The 17,229-nt window shown below is 60.9% G+C and carries 10 protein-coding genes, 2 tRNA genes and 3 rRNA genes; 6 read left to right on the forward strand and 9 right to left on the reverse strand.

The genetic code is table 11. The features are described 5' to 3' along the window. Nucleotide 1 precedes the first annotated feature (1 nt). On the reverse strand, nucleotides 2–454 hold the full coding sequence (rimI, locus tag NRG74_RS14730; RefSeq protein WP_017641143.1) for a ribosomal protein S18-alanine N-acetyltransferase: 453 nt from the start codon (nucleotides 452–454) through the stop codon (nucleotides 2–4). Beyond that, entirely contained in the window at nucleotides 451–1,281 is an 831-nt protein-coding gene (locus NRG74_RS14735; RefSeq protein WP_257704662.1) for an energy transducer TonB, read from the reverse strand. The genes rimI and NRG74_RS14735 overlap by 4 nt, the downstream gene beginning before the upstream one ends. Nucleotides 1,282–1,442: 161 nt before the next feature. Here NRG74_RS14735 and mksB point away from each other — a divergent pair, with 161 nt between their 5' ends. From mksB to mksF, 3 genes are read left to right on the forward strand one after another with little or no spacing between them, the layout of a single operon-like run. Next, a complete protein-coding gene (gene mksB / locus NRG74_RS14740; RefSeq protein ID WP_257704663.1) occupies nucleotides 1,443–2,705 on the forward strand; it encodes an Mks condensin complex protein MksB in 1,263 nt (420 codons plus the stop codon). Then, the gene (mksE, locus tag NRG74_RS14745; protein ID WP_257704664.1) at nucleotides 2,695–3,357 is read left to right on the forward strand and encodes an Mks condensin complex protein MksE; all 663 of its coding nucleotides are present in this window, start codon (nucleotides 2,695–2,697) and stop codon (nucleotides 3,355–3,357) included. Before mksB ends, mksE begins: the two co-directional genes overlap by 11 nt. After that, on the forward strand, nucleotides 3,354–6,155 hold the full coding sequence (gene mksF, locus NRG74_RS14750; protein WP_257704665.1) for an Mks condensin complex protein MksF: 2,802 nt from the start codon (nucleotides 3,354–3,356) through the stop codon (nucleotides 6,153–6,155). Before mksE ends, mksF begins: the two co-directional genes overlap by 4 nt. 450 nt (nucleotides 6,156–6,605) lie before the next feature. On the opposite strand, the gene rrf is transcribed toward mksF, so the two are convergent. The 6 genes from rrf to tyrS form a co-directional block, all read right to left on the reverse strand. Continuing rightward, nucleotides 6,606–6,721: ribosomal RNA gene (gene rrf / locus NRG74_RS14755) — 5S ribosomal RNA — on the reverse strand. 160 nt (nucleotides 6,722–6,881) lie between these two features. Further along, nucleotides 6,882–9,774: ribosomal RNA gene (locus tag NRG74_RS14760) — 23S ribosomal RNA — on the reverse strand. Nucleotides 9,775–10,066: 292 nt separating this feature from the next. Then, a tRNA-Ala gene (locus NRG74_RS14765) sits at nucleotides 10,067–10,142 on the reverse strand. 6 nt (nucleotides 10,143–10,148) lie between these two features. After that, nucleotides 10,149–10,225 (reverse strand) — tRNA-Ile (locus tag NRG74_RS14770). A gap of 96 nt (nucleotides 10,226–10,321) precedes the next feature. After that, a 16S ribosomal RNA gene (locus NRG74_RS14775) occupies nucleotides 10,322–11,858 on the reverse strand. Together the 16S, 23S and 5S rRNA genes with 2 tRNA genes alongside form the textbook arrangement of a ribosomal RNA operon. A gap of 506 nt (nucleotides 11,859–12,364) precedes the next feature. Next, complete coding sequence (gene tyrS, locus NRG74_RS14780; protein WP_257704666.1) at nucleotides 12,365–13,564, reverse strand: tyrosine--tRNA ligase; 1,200 nt, start codon at nucleotides 13,562–13,564, stop codon at nucleotides 12,365–12,367. Between the two features lie 168 nt (nucleotides 13,565–13,732). On the opposite strand from tyrS, the gene NRG74_RS14790 reads away from it, so the two are divergent. Continuing rightward, nucleotides 13,733–15,172: an OapA family protein gene (locus NRG74_RS14790; RefSeq protein WP_367576067.1), complete on the forward strand. Its 1,440-nt coding sequence runs from the start codon at nucleotides 13,733–13,735 to the stop codon at nucleotides 15,170–15,172. A 1-nt stretch (nucleotide 15,173) separates the two neighbouring features. Next, on the forward strand, nucleotides 15,174–16,259 hold the full coding sequence (locus NRG74_RS14795; RefSeq protein WP_257704668.1) for an anhydro-N-acetylmuramic acid kinase: 1,086 nt from the start codon (nucleotides 15,174–15,176) through the stop codon (nucleotides 16,257–16,259). Nucleotides 16,260–16,276: 17 nt separating this feature from the next. On the opposite strand, the gene erpA is transcribed toward NRG74_RS14795, so the two are convergent. Next, nucleotides 16,277–16,627 (reverse strand): iron-sulfur cluster insertion protein ErpA, encoded by a 351-nt coding sequence (erpA, locus tag NRG74_RS14800; RefSeq protein ID WP_007162616.1) that lies wholly within the window; start codon nucleotides 16,625–16,627, stop codon nucleotides 16,277–16,279. 174 nt (nucleotides 16,628–16,801) lie between these two features. Between erpA and hemJ the strand changes: the two genes are divergently transcribed. Next, nucleotides 16,802–17,227: a protoporphyrinogen oxidase HemJ gene (hemJ, locus tag NRG74_RS14805; RefSeq protein WP_017642983.1), complete on the forward strand. Its 426-nt coding sequence runs from the start codon at nucleotides 16,802–16,804 to the stop codon at nucleotides 17,225–17,227. The last annotated feature ends 2 nt before the right edge of the window (nucleotides 17,228–17,229 follow it).

Here is a 17,229-nt window from a genome sequence, read left to right on the forward strand (position 1 = left end):
CCTAGTCGAGCAGCGTACAGGCCATCACCAGCGCATCTTCCCGGCCGCCGACCGCGGGATAATAGTCCCGCCGGCGGCCGATCTCGTTGAAGCCATAGCGCTCATACAGCCGATAGGCCGACTGATTGCTGGCGCGCACCTCCAGAAAGCACTCGTTAGCCTTGGCCTTGCGCGCTTCCTGCAGCAAATGCTCCAGCAGGCGCAGACCGAGACCGCGCCCCTGGCTTTCCGGCTTGATGGTGATATTGAGCAGATGGGCTTCGTCGAGAATGACGTTGATCACTCCATGCCCCACCTGCTGCTCGCCGGCCGTCATCACCCAGCAGTCGTAGGACTTGAGCGCATCCAGGAAGATGCCGCGGGTCCAGGGGTGGCTGAAGGCCTGATATTCGATCTTCAATACCGTGTTCAGATCGGCTTCGGTCATCCGCCGAAAGCTCACCGCATCGTTCATTGCTGTTCCATCCAGCGGCGCCGCTGCGGGCGCATGGCTTGCCAGAGCCTGGCCTTGGCAGCCGGCTCTTCCATCAAGATATCCAGCCCTGGCACCAGCCAGGCCGGTCCCAGGGCGGTGTCCTGTTCCACACCGGTGAGCTGCGCATCCTCGACGCCACCGCAGCGCCGCGCCGCGCCGCCGAGCAGCCAGAGCCCCAGGCCTTCGCCCAGGCGCTCCTGGTGCCCCGAGACGAAGCTCTGCACGAATTCGCAGGCCGCGGCCGGCCCCTGGTCGAGTTGACCGCTGTTGAGCAGTGGCCAGCGAATGGGTTCTTCACTGACGATCCGCGGCGTATCCGGCAGGCCAGCAGCGCGCAGCAGATCCCGCAGCAACAGATAGGCAGGATCGCGCGAACCCAGAGTATCGCCAGTGGGCAATTCCAGCAGCAACAGGCAACGCCCGGCCTGCAACAGCTGCAAGGCGAAGCGCGGCGCCGGCTCGCGCGGTGGTGGAGACGCGCGCTCCGGCTCCGCCTCGACCACCGTGGCCGCAGCCGGTTTTACTGCGCTGGGTCGCGGGATCTCGATGCGCGGACGATTCGCCGTCGGTGCCTCGACTACTGCTGCGGCTGGCGCAGCCTTGGCTACCGGCTCCGGGCGTACCACCCGGGCGGCGACGGGCGCCTGCTCCGGTTCCTCGACCCACAGGGCTTCCGGCCGCGAAGGCGCCGCGAAGGGCAATACCGTACGCGGCACCCAGACATCCAGCTGCAGCGCCTGCAGATAGGCGCGACGACGCGCCTCGGCGGCAAGCGAGGGGCTGGTGGAAGGGGCGGGGTCGGACATGGGCGGATCCTTCGGACACGCGGCGGGATTATGCGGGGCGGCATTGTCGCTCGGATCGTCCCGGATCGAAAGGCCGCCCTGCCCATCGGTCCCACCGCGGTCACATCGAAGGCTCTGGCGTCTGGAGTACAATGGCGCTTTTGTCTGGTGCGGTCCCCGCCATGATCGACCCCAAACGCGTCCTGCGTACCCTCGCCGAACACTGGCACCTCATCGACCCGCTGTGCGCCCACTTCGACAGCGGCACCCTGGGCCTGGCCGAACTGCGCGCCCGCCTCGCCGAGCAGTTGCCCGAACGCACGCCGGCCGACCTGACGGCCCTGCTGGACACCTGGATCCGCCTCGACATCCTGGTGCCGGTGGCCAAGAGCCCCAACCGCTTCGAACTCAATGGCCAGATCCACGACTTCCTCGGCTACCTCAGGCGCGAACACCGCTTGGGCCTGTGCCTGGAAATCGAGGCCTACCTGCGCCACCTGGAACGCCTCGCCGGCCACATCCGCGAAGCCTTCGACAACCGCGACGGCCCCGACCTCGTCCGCCAGCTGCGCCTGCTGGACATGCGCGTGCGCGATGTCCTCAAGAAGCTGGCCAACGACGGCCATGCCCTGGAGGGCGTCGCCGAGCGCGCCAAGACCAGCGATCGCCAGATCCCCCTGCGCCAGCGCTATGCCGAGGTGCTGGCCACCTGGGACGAATACGTCGAGCCGATGATCCAGCTGGTGGCCGCCGACGGCGCCTTCGAGCGCGGCGTGCACCGCGTCGAACAGGTCCTCCTGCACCTGCTGGGCGAACAGCAGCGCCTCGGCCAGCTGGTCGACGACGACCTGCTACTGCGCACCCAGGCGCGCATCCTGGAGATGCACAACGCCGCCCAGCTGGCGCTCAGACGCGCCCGCGAATTGCTGCTGCCGCTGCGCGAGGAAGCGCGTCGGCACAACGCCGTGACCCGCGGCGCCGCCCTGGCCCTGGCCACCATTCGCCGCAAGGGTCTCGACGCCGTGCCCCAGGCCGCCTTGCCGCTGTTCAGCCGGCCACAGAGCGTCTTCCTCGGCACCACCGCCCAGGTGGAAAGCTATGTCTACGCACTGGCCCGCTTCGAGCCCAAGCCGGCGCGCTTCCCCAGCCAGACCAGTCGCCCGCGTGACAGCGAACGCCCGGCGGCGCCCCGTACCGCGCGCGAGATGCTCGATCTCTGCCAGGACGCCCTGCCGCTGCCCGACCTCATGGCCTGGCTGCTGGAACAGGAGCCGGCCGGCGACACCGACGAGCTGCTCTACTGGTTTTCGCGCCTGTCCCGGGATACGCGCTTCCAGCGCCAGCGCCTGGACCGCCGCCACTACGACACCCTCGAACACCGCGTCAGCCTGTGCTCCTACGCCCTGACCGCCCGATCTCTCGCGAGCGACGCCCATGCAACTTGATCTCAATGAAATGACCCAGCTCGCGCCCATCTTCCGCGAGTTGTTCAAAGGCTATCACCTGTCCCGCAGCGAGCCCGAAAGCTACGCCCAGCTCAGCCAGCAACAGGACCAGTACCGCGCCCTGTTCCGCGCCCTCGGCTTCGAACTGGTCTGCGATCCGCGCGGCTTTTACTACTTCGTCCCCGAGCAGATGGGTGCCCAGGTCAACAAGACCGCCCAACGTTTGGCGCTATTCACCTTCATCCTGGTCGAGCACCTGGCCGACCAGGGCCGCGACCCCCTGGCCGTGCTCGACGGCGGCACCCTGGGTCGGCACGAGTTGCCGGCGCTGCTGGACAAGTACCGTGACCTCTTCCTGCAGGCCGAGGTGACCACCCAGGAAGAACTGGAGGAAAAGATCCTGCGCCGCCTGACCCAGCTCGGCTTCGCCCTGGACAGCAACGGCACCTACCGCTTCCTGCCGCCCATGCACCGTTTCCTGGATGTCTGCCTGACCGTACAGCAGGACCGCGACCTGGCCGCCGGCCTGCATGCCAGCGACCTGCCGCTGCCGGCTCCGACCCTGGCCAGCGACGAGGAGAGCGCCGACGAGGATGACGAAGAGGGCGCCCTGGCCCGCGCCATCGCCGCAGAACGGGAGTTCGACCTATGATCCGCTACGGCATCAGCCGCTTCGCCCTGCTCAACACCGCCGGCTACAGCCTTGGCCTCTTCCCGCTGGAACAGCCGCTGTCGGTCTATGGCGCCAACAACCTAGGCAAGAGCGCCTCGATCAACGCCCTGCAATTTCCCATCCTGGCGCGGCTCTCCGACATGAGCTTCGGCAAGTACAGCAACGAGCAGTCGCGCAAGTTCTACTTCGCCACCGACACCAGCTACATCCTCATCGAGCTGCGCCTGGCCCATGGCCCCCACGTCATCGGCGTGGCCGGTCGCGGTCCGGGCGGAGGCTTCGGCCACCAGTTCTTCGCCTATGCCGGCGAGCTGGACCTGGCCCACTATCAACGTGACGGTGCCTGCCTGCGCCAGCGCGAGCTCTTCGCCAGCCTGGAGCGTGCCGGCCTCAAGGCCTACGAGGTCAAACCCGAGGAGTTGCGCCGCCTGCTGGTCGGCGGCCACACCAGCATTCCGCTGGACCTGACGCTGATTCCGCTCCGATCCACCAGCGAACAGAGCCTCAAGACCTTCCGCGCCCTGTTCATCAATCTGCTGCACATGCGCGAGATCACCGCCGCCAAGCTCAAGCAGCTGTTTCTCGACGCCTTCGAGCACAGCCTGAGATCCGGCAGCGTCGACTACATCGCCGCCTGCGAGGAAGCCTTCCGCGACGTGCGCCGCATGGAGCAGGACTATCAGTCCCTGGTGGCCGCCGGCCCCCTGGTGGAAGCCCTGGCCAAGGGCGTCGAACAGCGCGATCACCTGAGAGGCAAGCTGCATCGCCTTTCGCCCCTGCTCGACAGCCTACTCGGCACCTGGCAGCACTACGCGATCGATCGTCGCGACGAGCTGCTGGCCCAGACCGAGCACTACCGCCAGGAACAAGACGGCCTGCAGCAGAGCCAGCGTGACGGCACCAGTGAGCTGATGCGCCGCGAGCGCGAGATCAGCAGCCTGCAGCGCTGGCTCGCCGACCTGGCCCAGCTCAAGCACCGCTTCGCCCTGGTGGACTCCACCGCGCCCCTGGAAGCTCAGCTGCTGGCGGCCAAGGACGCCCATGACGAGCTGGCCGGCGCCCTCTCCCAGGCGCGTCAGTTCAGCAGCGAAGACCTCGACCAGCGCGTCCGCGAACTGGAACAGCGCCTCAAGGGTATTCGCCAGCAACTCGATCACGCCGACAACAACAGCTACGCCCGGTTGCGTGAGGAATTCAGCCAGGCCGACGTCGACCGCCTGATGCGACTGTTCAACGGTCAGCTGTTCAGTCTGCCACTCGGCCCCAAGGGCGTCGAACTGGCCGAAGACGGCAGTTGGGTAAAGACCTTCGAAGGCATCCTGGCACGTTTTCAGGGCGATCACCTCGAACTGCCGGGCCTGTCCGTCGACCTTTCGGGGATCGAGCCGCCCACCCTGCAGGCCCTGGCCGACCGTGCCGCCTTGCGCGACCAGAAAGATCGCCTAGAGCGCGAACTCAAGCAACTCAAGGCCCAGCAGGGCGTCAGCCTTGACCGCCAGGCCAGCAAGGCCCAGGCCGAAGCCCTCTACCAGCAGGTCCTGGATGCCCAGAAGGCCCTGGAAGATTTCCGCCGCTGCCAGACCCTCGGCGCCGAAGAAAACGAAAAACTCGAACAGCTGGCCCAGCTGGAAGCCGCCCAGGACGAACTGAGGCGCGCTGGTGACGCCTTCACCGAACGCGTCCAGCAACTCTCTGCCAAGCTGCAGCTGATCGGCCGCCAGCTGGCCGACCTGGAAGCCAAGGACCGCACCCTGGCCGACGCCCTGCGCCGCCGGCAGCTGCTGCCCACCGACCTGCCCCAGGGCAGGCCCTTCATGGAAGCGGTGGACGATTCCCTGGAGAACCTGCTGCCGCTGCTCAACGACTACCAGGACACCTGGCAGGCCCTGCAGCGCGCGGACACCCAGATCGAGGCGCTCTATGCCCAGGTCCGCCTCAAGGGTGTCGCCAAGTTCGATAACGAGGAAGACCCCGAGCGTCGCCTGCAGCTGCTGGTCAATGCCTATGCCCATCGCCAGGACGAAGCCCTGACCCTGGCCAAGGCCCGCCGCGCCGCCGTCACCGATATCGCCCGCACCCTGAGAAACATCCGCAGCGACTACGACAACCTGGAACACCAGCTGCAGCTGTTCAACCGCGAGATCAACCGCAAGCAGGTCTCCAACCTGGAAAGCTTCCGCATTGTCCTGGCGCCCAATAAGGAAGCGCTCAAGCACATCGACCAGATCATCCACAGCGCGGGTCAGTACGAGGAAGGCGAGACCCTCTCGGTGTTCGATCTCACCCAGGACAGCAGCCAGGACCAGAAGAACGAGGACGCCAAGGAATACCTGGCACGCCTGGTGGCCGCCAACGGCAACCAGCTCGGCCTCAAGGACCTCTTCGAGTTGGCCTTCGAGATCACCAAGCAGGGCGGCCAGCCGATCCTGCACACCGACATCGACGGCGCCGCGTCCAATGGCACCACCATGACCATCAAGGCGCTGACCAACATGTACCTGTTGCTGCACCTGATGGACCGGGAGCAGGCCGCCAAGATCCGCTTGCCCTACTACCTGGACGAAGCCGCCGACATCGACGAACGCAACCAGCAGGCCCTGATCGAGACCAGCCAGCAACTGGGCTTCGTGCCCATCCTGGCCAGCGTCAAACCCCAGGTCAGCGCCCAGGTTGCCATCGACCTCGAAGGTGGCAGCGGCCCCGGCGGTATCTACATCGACGAAGCCGACTGGAAGTACATTGTCAAACGCGACCTGGCCTTGCCCGACCCCGCCTGAGTCCTTCCAGAACGCAAAAAGCCCGGCACACGCCGGGCTTTTTCTTGCTCGCGTAACGCTGTCGTAGGTTGGGCTGAGCCTAGCGAAGCCCAATATCCGGAAGCCAACCTCGCCCCCTCAACGCCCCGCCGCAGCTCGCTTGATCCCTGCAGCAGACCTGATCGTTGGGCTTCGCTGCACTCAGCACCAACCTACGCCGGTCCCTTGCCGCGCTTTAAACACGACAGCCCGGCACAGCCGGGCTGTCGGTGCTCTTACAGACCTCAAGCCGCACCTTGGCGGTCAGGTAGCCCTCAAGCGCCCAGCCGCACCGCTCCTGGTCCCCTCTCCCCCCGGGAGAGGGCTAGGGTGAGGGCAACCCCAAGCACCCTGGCGTCCGGCCAAACTTTTCCCGCCCCAAAGACAACACCCCCGCCAGAGTGATCTGAGCGGGGGTGCTGGGTGTTAGGCGCTTGACGATGACCTACTCTCACATGGGGAAACCCCACACTACCATCGGCGATGCATCGTTTCACTTCTGAGTTCGGGAAGGGATCAGGTGGTTCCAATGCTCTATGTTCGTCAAGCAATTCGGTTGGCTGGCCAGGCGTTGAAGCTTACCTGGCTGGCCCAATTGGGTCGGTGATCGAAGTAGACAACTCGTCTTGGGTCTTGCGAACCCACGCGCCCGTTTTCGGCGTCGTCTTCCTCACGCTCTGACCTGCGGTCAGATTGTTTGGGTGTTATATGGTCAAGCCTCACGGGCAATTAGTATCGGTTAGCTCAACGCCTCACAGCGCTTACACACCCGACCTATCAACGTCGTAGTCTTCGACGGCCCTTTAGGAAGCTCAAGGCTCCAGTGAGATCTCATCTTGAGGCAAGTTTCCCGCTTAGATGCTTTCAGCGGTTATCTCTTCCGAACATAGCTACCCGGCAATGCCACTGGCGTGACAACCGGAACACCAGAGGTTCGTCCACTCCGGTCCTCTCGTACTAGGAGCAGCCCCTCTCAAATCTCAAACGTCCACGGCAGATAGGGACCGAACTGTCTCACGACGTTCTAAACCCAGCTCGCGTACCACTTTAAATGGCGAACAGCCATACCCTTGGGACCGGCTTCAGCCCCAGGATGTGATGAGCCGACATCGAGGTGCCAAACACCGCCGTCGATATGAACTCTTGGGCGGTATCAGCCTGTTATCCCCGGAGTACCTTTTATCCGTTGAGCGATGGCCCTTCCATACAGAACCACCGGATCACTAAGACCTACTTTCGTACCTGCTCGACGTGTCTGTCTCGCAGTCAAGCGCGCTTTTGCCTTTATACTCTACGACCGATTTCCGACCGGTCTGAGCGCACCTTCGTACTCCTCCGTTACTCTTTAGGAGGAGACCGCCCCAGTCAAACTGCCCACCATACACTGTCCTCGATCCGGATAACGGACCAGAGTTAGAACCTCAAGGTTGCCAGGGTGGTATTTCAAGGATGGCTCCACGCAGACTGGCGTCCACGCTTCAAAGCCTCCCACCTATCCTACACAAGCAAGCTCAAAGTCCAGTGCAAAGCTACAGTAAAGGTTCACGGGGTCTTTCCGTCTAGCCGCGGATACACTGCATCTTCACAGCGATTTCAATTTCACTGAGTCTCGGGTGGAGACAGCGCCGCCATCGTTACGCCATTCGTGCAGGTCGGAACTTACCCGACAAGGAATTTCGCTACCTTAGGACCGTTATAGTTACGGCCGCCGTTTACCGGGGCTTCGATCAAGAGCTTCGCTTGCGCTAACCCCATCAATTAACCTTCCGGCACCGGGCAGGCGTCACACCCTATACGTCCACTTTCGTGTTTGCAGAGTGCTGTGTTTTTAATAAACAGTCGCAGCGGCCTGGTATCTTCGACCGGCATGAGCTTACGGGGTAAACCCTTCACCCTCACCGGCGCACCTTCTCCCGAAGTTACGGTGCCATTTTGCCTAGTTCCTTCACCCGAGTTCTCTCAAGCGCCTTGGTATTCTCTACCCGACCACCTGTGTCGGTTTGGGGTACGGTTCCTAGTTACCTGAAGCTTAGAGGCTTTTCCTGGAAGCATGGCATCAACCACTTCTCCTTCTAAAAGAAGGATCGTCATCAGCTCTCGGCCTTAACTGTCCGGATTTACCTAAACAGTCAGCCTACCACCTTAAACTTGGACAACCAACGCCAAGCTGGCCTAGCCTTCTCCGTCCCCCCATCGCAGTAACTAGAAGTACGGGAATATTAACCCGTTTCCCATCGACTACGCCTTTCAGCCTCGCCTTAGGGACCGACTCACCCTGCGTCGATTAACGTTGCGCAGGAACCCTTGGTCTTTCGGCGTGCAAGTTTTTCACTCGCATTGTCGTTACTCATGTCAGCATTCGCACTTCTGATACCTCCAGCAAGCTTCTCAACTCACCTTCACAGGCTTACAGAACGCTCCTCTACCGCATCACCAAAGGTGATACCCGTAGCTTCGGTGCCTGGTTTGAGCCCCGTTACATCTTCCGCGCAGGCCGACTCGACTAGTGAGCTATTACGCTTTCTTTAAAGGGTGGCTGCTTCTAAGCCAACCTCCTAGCTGTCTAAGCCTTCCCACATCGTTTACCACTTAACCAGGACTTTGGGACCTTAGCTGACGGTCTGGGTTGTTTCCCTTTTCACGACGGACGTTAGCACCCGCCGTGTGTCTCCCATGCTCGGCACTTCTGGGTATTCGGAGTTTGCATCGGTTTGGTAAGTCGGGATGACCCCCTAGCCGAAACAGTGCTCTACCCCCCAGAGTGATACATGAGGCGCTACCTAAATAGCTTTCGAGGAGAACCAGCTATCTCCGAGCTTGATTAGCCTTTCACTCCGATCCACAAGTCATCCCCTGCCTTTTCAACGGAAGTGGGTTCGGTCCTCCAGTCAGTGTTACCTAACCTTCAACCTGCTCATGGATAGATCGCCCGGTTTCGGGTCTATTCCCAGCGACTAAACGCCCTATTAAGACTCGCTTTCGCTACGCCTCCCCTATTCGGTTAAGCTCGCCACTGAAAATAAGTCGCTGACCCATTATACAAAAGGTACGCAGTCACCTAACAAAGTAGGCTCCCACTGCTTGTACGCATACGGTTTCAGGTTCTATTTCACTCCCCTCTCCGGGGTTCTTTTCGCCTTTCCCTCACGGTACTGGTTCACTATCGGTCAGTCAGGAGTATTTAGCCTTGGAGGATGGTCCCCCCATATTCAGACAGGGTTTCTCGTGCCCCGTCCTACTCGATTTCATTGATAAGAGCGTTTCGCGTACAGGGCTATCACCCACTATGGCCGCACTTTCCAGAGCGTTCCGCTACTCTCAAATCAACTTAAGGGCTGGTCCCCGTTCGCTCGCCACTACTAAGGGAATCTCGGTTGATTTCTTTTCCTCAGGGTACTTAGATGTTTCAGTTCCCCTGGTTCGCCTCTTAACCCTATGGATTCAGGTTAAGATACCTAGCTTATGCTAGGTGGGTTCCCCCATTCAGAGATCTCCGGGTCACAGGTCATTTGCCACCTCACCGAAGCTTATCGCAGGCTATCACGTCTTTCATCGCCTCTGACTGCCAAGGCATCCACCGTATGCGCTTCTTCACTTGACCATATAACCCCAAGCAATCTCGCTGACGTCCAAGGACGCTACCGATCTGCAGGGCGCTAGATGAGTGAAGACGACATTTCGCCGAAAACTTGCGCTTGAGTTCGCAAGATTTTACCTTGACGACACTAACTGCCAGTGAAAACAGTTAATGCAGTCTACTTCTATCACTTTCCCAATTTTTTAAAGAACAGTTCTGATCAAAGACCAGACATCAACGTTTCACTTCCCATTATGCAGGGTAGTAAACGCTCATGTCTGAGCTTTCAAGCAATCGCGTTAGCGGTAGGTGGAGATGGTGGAGCCAAGGAGGATCGAACTCCTGACCTCCTGCGTGCAAGGCAGGCGCTCTCCCAGCTGAGCTATGGCCCCATCGATTGGTGGGTCTGGGCAGATTCGAACTGCCGACCTCACCCTTATCAGGGGTGCGCTCTAACCAACTGAGCTACAGACCCAATCGTCTTACCTTGAGTCTAACTAACTCAATTGCTCTTCTATCAGTGAATCAAGCAATTCGTGTGGGTGCTTGCCAGCAAGCTGACATCTTCGATTAAGGAGGTGATCCAGCCGCAGGTTCCCCTACGGCTACCTTGTTACGACTTCACCCCAGTCATGAATCACTCCGTGGTAACCGTCCTCCCGAAGGTTAGACTAGCTACTTCTGGAGCAACCCACTCCCATGGTGTGACGGGCGGTGTGTACAAGGCCCGGGAACGTATTCACCGTGACGTTCTGATTCACGATTACTAGCGATTCCGACTTCACGCAGTCGAGTTGCAGACTGCGATCCGGACTACGATCGGTTTTATGGGATTAGCTCCACCTCGCGGCTTGGCAACCCTTTGTACCGACCATTGTAGCACGTGTGTAGCCCTAGCCGTAAGGGCCATGATGACTTGACGTCATCCCCACCTTCCTCCGGTTTGTCACCGGCAGTCTCCTTAGAGTGCCCACCATAACGTGCTGGTAACTAAGGACAAGGGTTGCGCTCGTTACGGGACTTAACCCAACATCTCACGACACGAGCTGACGACAGCCATGCAGCACCTGTGTCTGAGTTCCCGAAGGCACCAATCCATCTCTGGAAAGTTCTCAGCATGTCAAGGCCAGGTAAGGTTCTTCGCGTTGCTTCGAATTAAACCACATGCTCCACCGCTTGTGCGGGCCCCCGTCAATTCATTTGAGTTTTAACCTTGCGGCCGTACTCCCCAGGCGGTCAACTTAATGCGTTAGCTGCGCCACTAAGATCTCAAGGATCCCAACGGCTAGTTGACATCGTTTACGGCGTGGACTACCAGGGTATCTAATCCTGTTTGCTCCCCACGCTTTCGCACCTCAGTGTCAGTGTCAGTCCAGGTAGTCGCCTTCGCCACTGGTGTTCCTTCCAATATCTACGCATTTCACCGCTACACTGGAAATTCCACTACCCTCTACCGCACTCTAGCCAGACAGTTTTGGATGCAGTTCCCAGGTTGAGCCCGGGGATTTCACATCCAACTTATCAAGCCACCTACGCGCGCTTTACGCCCAGTAATTCCGATTAACGCTTGCACCCTTCGTATTACCGCGGCTGCTGGCACGAAGTTAGCCGGTGCTTATTCTGTCGGTAACGTCAAAACTCACAGGTATTCGCTGTAAGCCCTTCCTCCCAACTTAAAGTGCTTTACGACCCGAAGGCCTTCTTCACACACGCGGCATGGCTGGATCAGGCTTTCGCCCATTGTCCAATATTCCCCACTGCTGCCTCCCGTAGGAGTCTGGACCGTGTCTCAGTTCCAGTGTGACTGATCATCCTCTCAGACCAGTTACGGATCGTCGCCTTGGTAGGCCTTTACCCTACCAACTAGCTAATCCGACCTAGGCTCATCTAATAGCGTGAGGTCCTAAGATCCCCCACTTTCTCCCGTAGGACGTATGCGGTATTAGCGTTCCTTTCGAAACGTTGTCCCCCACTACTAGGCAGATTCCTAGGCATTACTCACCCGTCCGCCGCTGAATTGAGGAGCAAGCTCCTCTCATCCGCTCGACTTGCATGTGTTAGGCCTGCCGCCAGCGTTCAATCTGAGCCATGATCAAACTCTTCAGTTAAGTAGACTGATCGGGTTTTGAGAAAACCCTAAACTTGGCTCAGCAATCGCAAAAAACTCATGAATTCACGAGTTACTTGTGTTGCTGATAATCTTGCGACATCAGACTTATCTCACAAGCACCCACACGAATTGCTTGATTCAACTTGTTAAAGAGCAGCTGGTTGCGACCGTGTCGCTAACCGAGGCGCGCATTCTACGCTAGCCTCACATCCTGTCAAGCGTTGATTTGAACTTTTTCGTTTCAACTCAACCACTTGCGCTTGCCTGACCGGTCTAACCAATCTCGGCAGCGGGAGGCGAATTCTACAGCATCCCAAGACGCTGTCAACCCCCTCCGCTTCATTTCGTCATCACCCGGAGGTGAAGACCAAACAGCGAAGAATCCGTGGACCCCTCGCCCGGCTCAGACTTAAGTGCTTGATTTTCAAGCCGCTTCAGCGTCTGCGCCGGAAGTGGGGCGCATTATAGGGGACTTCTGGAGGGCGTCAACAGGTTATTTCAATTTTATTGCTGACGGACGCTGATGCGGGCAAAAGCCTTCTTGCCGGCCTGACATATATAGGTACGGCCAATTTCGAACAGGAAGCCGCGATCGACCACCTCGCCATCCACCTTGACGCTACCTGCGGCCAGCAGGTCGCGGGCAGCCGCTGCGTTCTTCACCAGCCCGGCCTTGTTGAGGACGGCCGCGACTGGCAAGGCGGCATCGGTTTCCAGCTCGACGTCCGGCAGGTCTTCCGGCAGCTCGCCATCCTTCATGCGGTTACCTGCGGAGCGATGGGCCGTCTGGGCGGCTTCTTCCCCATGGAAGCGGGCCACGATCTCTTCGGCCAGCTTGATCTTGATGTCGCGGGGATTGGCGCCCTGCTCCACATCGCTGCAGAACTGGGCGATTTCCTCCAGGCTGCGGAAGCTGAGCAGTTCGAAGTAGCGCCACATGAGGGTGTCGGGAATGGACACCAGCTTGTTGTACATGACCCCCGGCGCTTCCTGGATACCTACATAGTTGCCCAGGGACTTGGACATCTTCTTGACGCCATCCAGGCCTTCGAGCAGCGGCATGGTCAGGATGCACTGGGCTTCCTGGCCGTAGGCGCGCTGCAGTTCGCGCCCCATGAGCAGGTTGAACTTCTGGTCGGTACCGCCCAGTTCGACATCGGCGCGCAGGGCGACGGAGTCATAGCCTTGGACCAGGGGATAGAGGAACTCGTGGATGGCGATGGGCTGATTGCCGGCGTAACGCTTGCTGAAGTCGTCGCGCTCGAGCATGCGCGCCACGGTGTACTGGGAAGAGAGGCGAATGAAGTCGGCCGGCGACAGCTGATCCATCCAGGTGGCGTTGAAGGCCACTTCGGTACGAGCCGGGTCGAGGATCTTGAATACCTGGGCCTTGTAGGTCTCGGCATTCTCCAGCACCTGTTCACGGGTCAGCGGCGGGCGGGTGGCGCTCTTGCCACTGGGATCGCCGATCATGCCGGTGAAGTCACCGATCAGGAAGATGACCTGATGGCCCAACTCCTGAAACTGGCGCAGCTTGTTGATCAGCACGGTGTGGCCAAGGTGCAGATCCGGAGCGGTCGGATCGAAGCCTGCCTTGATGCGCAGCGGGGTGCCGCGCTCCAGTTTTGTTACAAGCTCTGACTCGACGAGCAGCTCATCTGCTCCACGCTTGATGACCGCCAGCTGCTCCTGGACCGTTTTCATGGGGGCTTCGCCTCTGAATTTCGAAAGCGTGAACCTTATCAAGATGCCCCTAGCAGCCGCCAGCCAACACGTCGGATCGACCACCCCAAAGGGTTGTGACAGCCAGCTTTTGATTATATTTTAGGCAGTTATTCACTTCTTTTAACGTCAGATCATCACTTTAGCTAAATGACGAAGCCAATTACCAAAAGCCCGTTCTACCCCAAAAGCCACCTCGTGGCCGCCAGCGGGGTGGCCGCGCTCTTGAGTCTGGCCTTGCTCGTGTTTCCCTCTCAGCAGGTCGAGGCGAAACGTACTTCCATCAGCTTGGATGTTGAACAGGACGCCCAGCGCGTCGTGCAGGGTCAGGATGACCTGAAGGAGCAAGTGCTCGCAGATACTCAGGTCGCGGACACCCAGACCACCTCCCCCTTCGCCCAGGTCTCTGCGGATCAGGCGGAGGCGCAGACCGCCGAGGAAGCCCCTGCCGAAGAAGAAGAGGTCGCCGCCACCGAAAGCGTCGAGCCGCAGTGGAAGACCGAAACCGTACGCAAGGGCGATACCCTTTCGACGCTGTTCGAGCGGGCCGGCCTGGCTGCCGCCGTGGTGCACGAGGTACTGGCCAGCAGCAAGGAAGCCAAGAAGCTGACCCGCCTGCGGGTGGGTCAGAAGATCGAATTCCAGCGTGATCACGCCGGCGAACTGCTGGCGGTACGCACCAAGCTCACCGCGCTGCAGACCCTGTCGCTGGTCAAGTCCGACCAGGGCTACGAGGTCGAGCACAAGACCGTCACCCCGGACATCCGCCGGGCCTATGCCCAGGGCCGGATCAGCAGCTCGCTGTTCGCTTCGGCGCAGAAGGCCGGGCTGTCCCACGACATGACCATGGCGCTGGCGACCATCTTCGGCTACGACATCGACTTCGCGCTGGACATCCAGGAAGGCGACGAATTCGAGGTGGTGTACGAGGACAAGGTGGTCAACGGCAAGCACGTCGGCTACGGCAACATCCTGGCCGCGCGCTTCGTCAACAAGGGCAAGGCCTTTACGGCTGTGCGCTACACCGCCAAGAACGGCACCACCAATTACTACACGGCGGAAGGCGGCAGCATGCGCAAGGCCTTCATCCGTACCCCGGTGGAGTTCTCGCGGATCAGCTCGCGCTTCACTATGGGCCGCTTCCACCCGGTGCTGAACAAGATGCGCGCGCACAAGGGCGTCGACTATGCCGCGCCCACGGGCACGCCGATCCATGCCACCGGCGATGGCAAGATCGCCAAGGCCGGTCGCGAGAACGGCTACGGCAACGTGGTGATGATCCAGCACGGCAAGACCTACACCACCGTCTATGGGCACATGAGCCGGATCGCCAAGGGCATGCAGGCCGGTGCCTCGGTCAAGCAGGGCCAGGTGATCGGCTACGTGGGAATGACGGGGCTGGCGACCGGTCCGCACCTGCACTATGAATTCCGCATCAACGGCAACCACGTCGATCCGCTCGGGGTGAAGCTGCCCATGGCCGATCCCATCGCCAAGAACGAGATCTCGCGCTTCCTGGCGCAGAGCCAGCCGCTCATGGCCCGCATGGACCAGGAACGTGCCTCTCTGCTCGCGATGAACAAGCGCTGAGATGGAGCGCTACCTGGGGGTGATGTCCGGCACCAGTCTGGATGGACTGGATATTGCCCTGATTGAACAAGACGAGCGGACCCGTTTCGTCGCCGCCCTGGGCGTGCCCATGCCGGACGCGCTACGCCGCGAGCTGCTGGCGCTGTGCGCGCCCGGCGACAACGAGATCGAGCGCATCGCCCGGGCCGAACAGGCCTGGGTCAGGCTGGCCGCCCAGGGTATCGCCGAGCTGCTGGCCCAGCAGGGACTGACCTCCGCGGATATCCGCGCCGTGGGCAGCCACGGCCAGACCATCCGCCATCTGCCGGCCCAGGGCTACACCCTGCAGATCGGCGATGCCGCCCTGCTGGCCGAGTTGAGCGGTATCGATGTGGTCGCCGACTTCCGCCGCCGCGACCTGGCCGCCGGTGGTCAGGGCGCGCCGCTGGTCCCGGCCTTTCATGCCGACCTCTTCGGCCTGGATCGCCCACGCGCGGTGCTCAACATCGGTGGCTTCAGCAACGTGACCCTGTTGGCGCCGGGGCTGCCGGTACGGGGCTTCGATTGCGGACCGGGCAACGTGCTGCTGGATGCCTGGATCCACCATAGCCAGGGGCAGCTCTTCGATGCTGATGGCACCTGGGCGGCGCAGGGAAAGGTCGTGCCGGCGCTGCTGCAACGGCTGCTGAGCGATCCCTTCTTCATGAAGAGCGGACCGAAGAGCACCGGACGCGAGCACTTCAATCTGCCCTGGCTACAGGGACAGCTCGCCGAGCATGAGGCGCTGGATCCGGCGGATGTCCAGGCCACCTTGGCCGAGCTGAGCGCTCGCAGCATCGCCGAGAGCATCCTGGCCGCCCAGGCGGTGGACGAGGTGCTGGTCTGTGGCGGCGGGGCGCACAATCAGGATCTGATGGCGCGTCTGGCGCGGCAACTGGCGCCAGCCAGGGTGCAGAGCACTGCGGCCTATGACGTCTCGCCGGACTGGATGGAAGCCATGGCTTTCGCCTGGCTGGCCCAGCGTTTCTGCGAACGGCTACCCGGCAATTGCCCCGCGGTCACCGGAGCCAGCGGGCTCCGGGTCCTGGGTGCACTCTACCCACACTAGGCCGGGCGCGGTTCAGGTCAGATGGAGAAGGACTGACCGCAGCCACAGGTGGTGGCGGCGTTGGGGTTCTTGATGACGAAGCGCGAGCCTTCCAGGCCTTCCTGGTAGTCCACCTCGGCACCGGCCAGGTACTGGAAGCTCATGGGATCCACCACCAGGTGCACGCCATCGCGCTCGATGACGGTGTCGTCGTCGGCGGAATCTTCATCGAAGGTGAAGCCGTACTGGAAGCCCGAGCAGCCGCCACCCGTGACGAAGACGCGCAGCTTCAGGCGGGGATTGCCCTCTTCCTCGATCAGGTTCTTCACCTTGCTGGCCGCGCCCAGGGTGAACTGCAGGGGGGTCGGGGTGAAGGTTTCAATGGTCATTGCCGTAGTCTCCCGGCTTGCGCCGAACACAATTCAGTCAGGAAATTATCCGCTTGCCCGAGCAAAAGGGTCAACTATTGGGCGACCACGGGAGGCTGGCCGAGATGACTGGAGTGAATGACTTGCCGTCGGCGCCACTCTAATATCGCGCCGCCTGATAAGGAGAACGCCCCGATGCTCTATCTTTGGTTGAAAGCCTTCCACCTGATTGCCCTGGTCTGCTGGTTCGCCGGCCTGTTCTATCTACCGCGCCTGTTCGTCTATCACGCCCAGAGCAGCGACGCCGTGAGCCACGAGCGCTTCTGCCTGATGGAGCGCAAGCTGTACCGCGGCATCATGCTGCCGGCGATGATCCTCACGCTGGTGTTCGGCATCGGCCTGCTGCTGATCAATCCGAGCTGGATGACACAGGGCTGGATGCACACCAAGCTGGCGTTGGTGGTGGTGCTGATCGGCTATCACCATGTCTGCGGCGCCATGCGCAAGCGTTTCGAGCGCGGCGAGAACAAGCGCAGCCATGTGTTCTATCGCTGGTTCAACGAGGTGCCGGTACTGGTGCTCATCGCCATCGTCATCCTGGTGGTGGTCAAACCCTACTAGGT

The organism is Pseudomonas oryzihabitans (assembly GCF_024652905.1).
Classification (GTDB): Bacteria; Pseudomonadota; Gammaproteobacteria; order Pseudomonadales; family Pseudomonadaceae; genus Chryseomonas; species Chryseomonas benzopyrenica.

Excerpts from the sequence above, each read along its gene's own strand:
- NRG74_RS14735 (WP_257704662.1), bottom strand. The coding sequence starts at position 1,281 with ATGTCCGACCCCGCCCCTTCCACCAGCCCCTCGCTTGCCGCCGAGGCG.
- mksB (WP_257704663.1), top strand. The coding sequence starts at position 1,443 with ATGATCGACCCCAAACGCGTCCTGCGTACCCTCGCCGAACACTGGCAC.
- tyrS (WP_257704666.1), bottom strand. The coding sequence starts at position 13,564 with ATGAAAACGGTCCAGGAGCAGCTGGCGGTCATCAAGCGTGGAGCAGAT.
- rimI (WP_017641143.1), bottom strand. The coding sequence starts at position 454 with ATGAACGATGCGGTGAGCTTTCGGCGGATGACCGAAGCCGATCTGAAC.
- mksF (WP_257704665.1), top strand. The coding sequence starts at position 3,354 with ATGATCCGCTACGGCATCAGCCGCTTCGCCCTGCTCAACACCGCCGGC.
- NRG74_RS14790 (WP_367576067.1), top strand. The coding sequence starts at position 13,733 with ATGACGAAGCCAATTACCAAAAGCCCGTTCTACCCCAAAAGCCACCTC.
- mksE (WP_257704664.1), top strand. The coding sequence starts at position 2,695 with ATGCAACTTGATCTCAATGAAATGACCCAGCTCGCGCCCATCTTCCGC.
- erpA (WP_007162616.1), bottom strand. The coding sequence starts at position 16,627 with ATGACCATTGAAACCTTCACCCCGACCCCCCTGCAGTTCACCCTGGGC.
- hemJ (WP_017642983.1), top strand. The coding sequence starts at position 16,802 with ATGCTCTATCTTTGGTTGAAAGCCTTCCACCTGATTGCCCTGGTCTGC.
- NRG74_RS14795 (WP_257704668.1), top strand. The coding sequence starts at position 15,174 with ATGGAGCGCTACCTGGGGGTGATGTCCGGCACCAGTCTGGATGGACTG.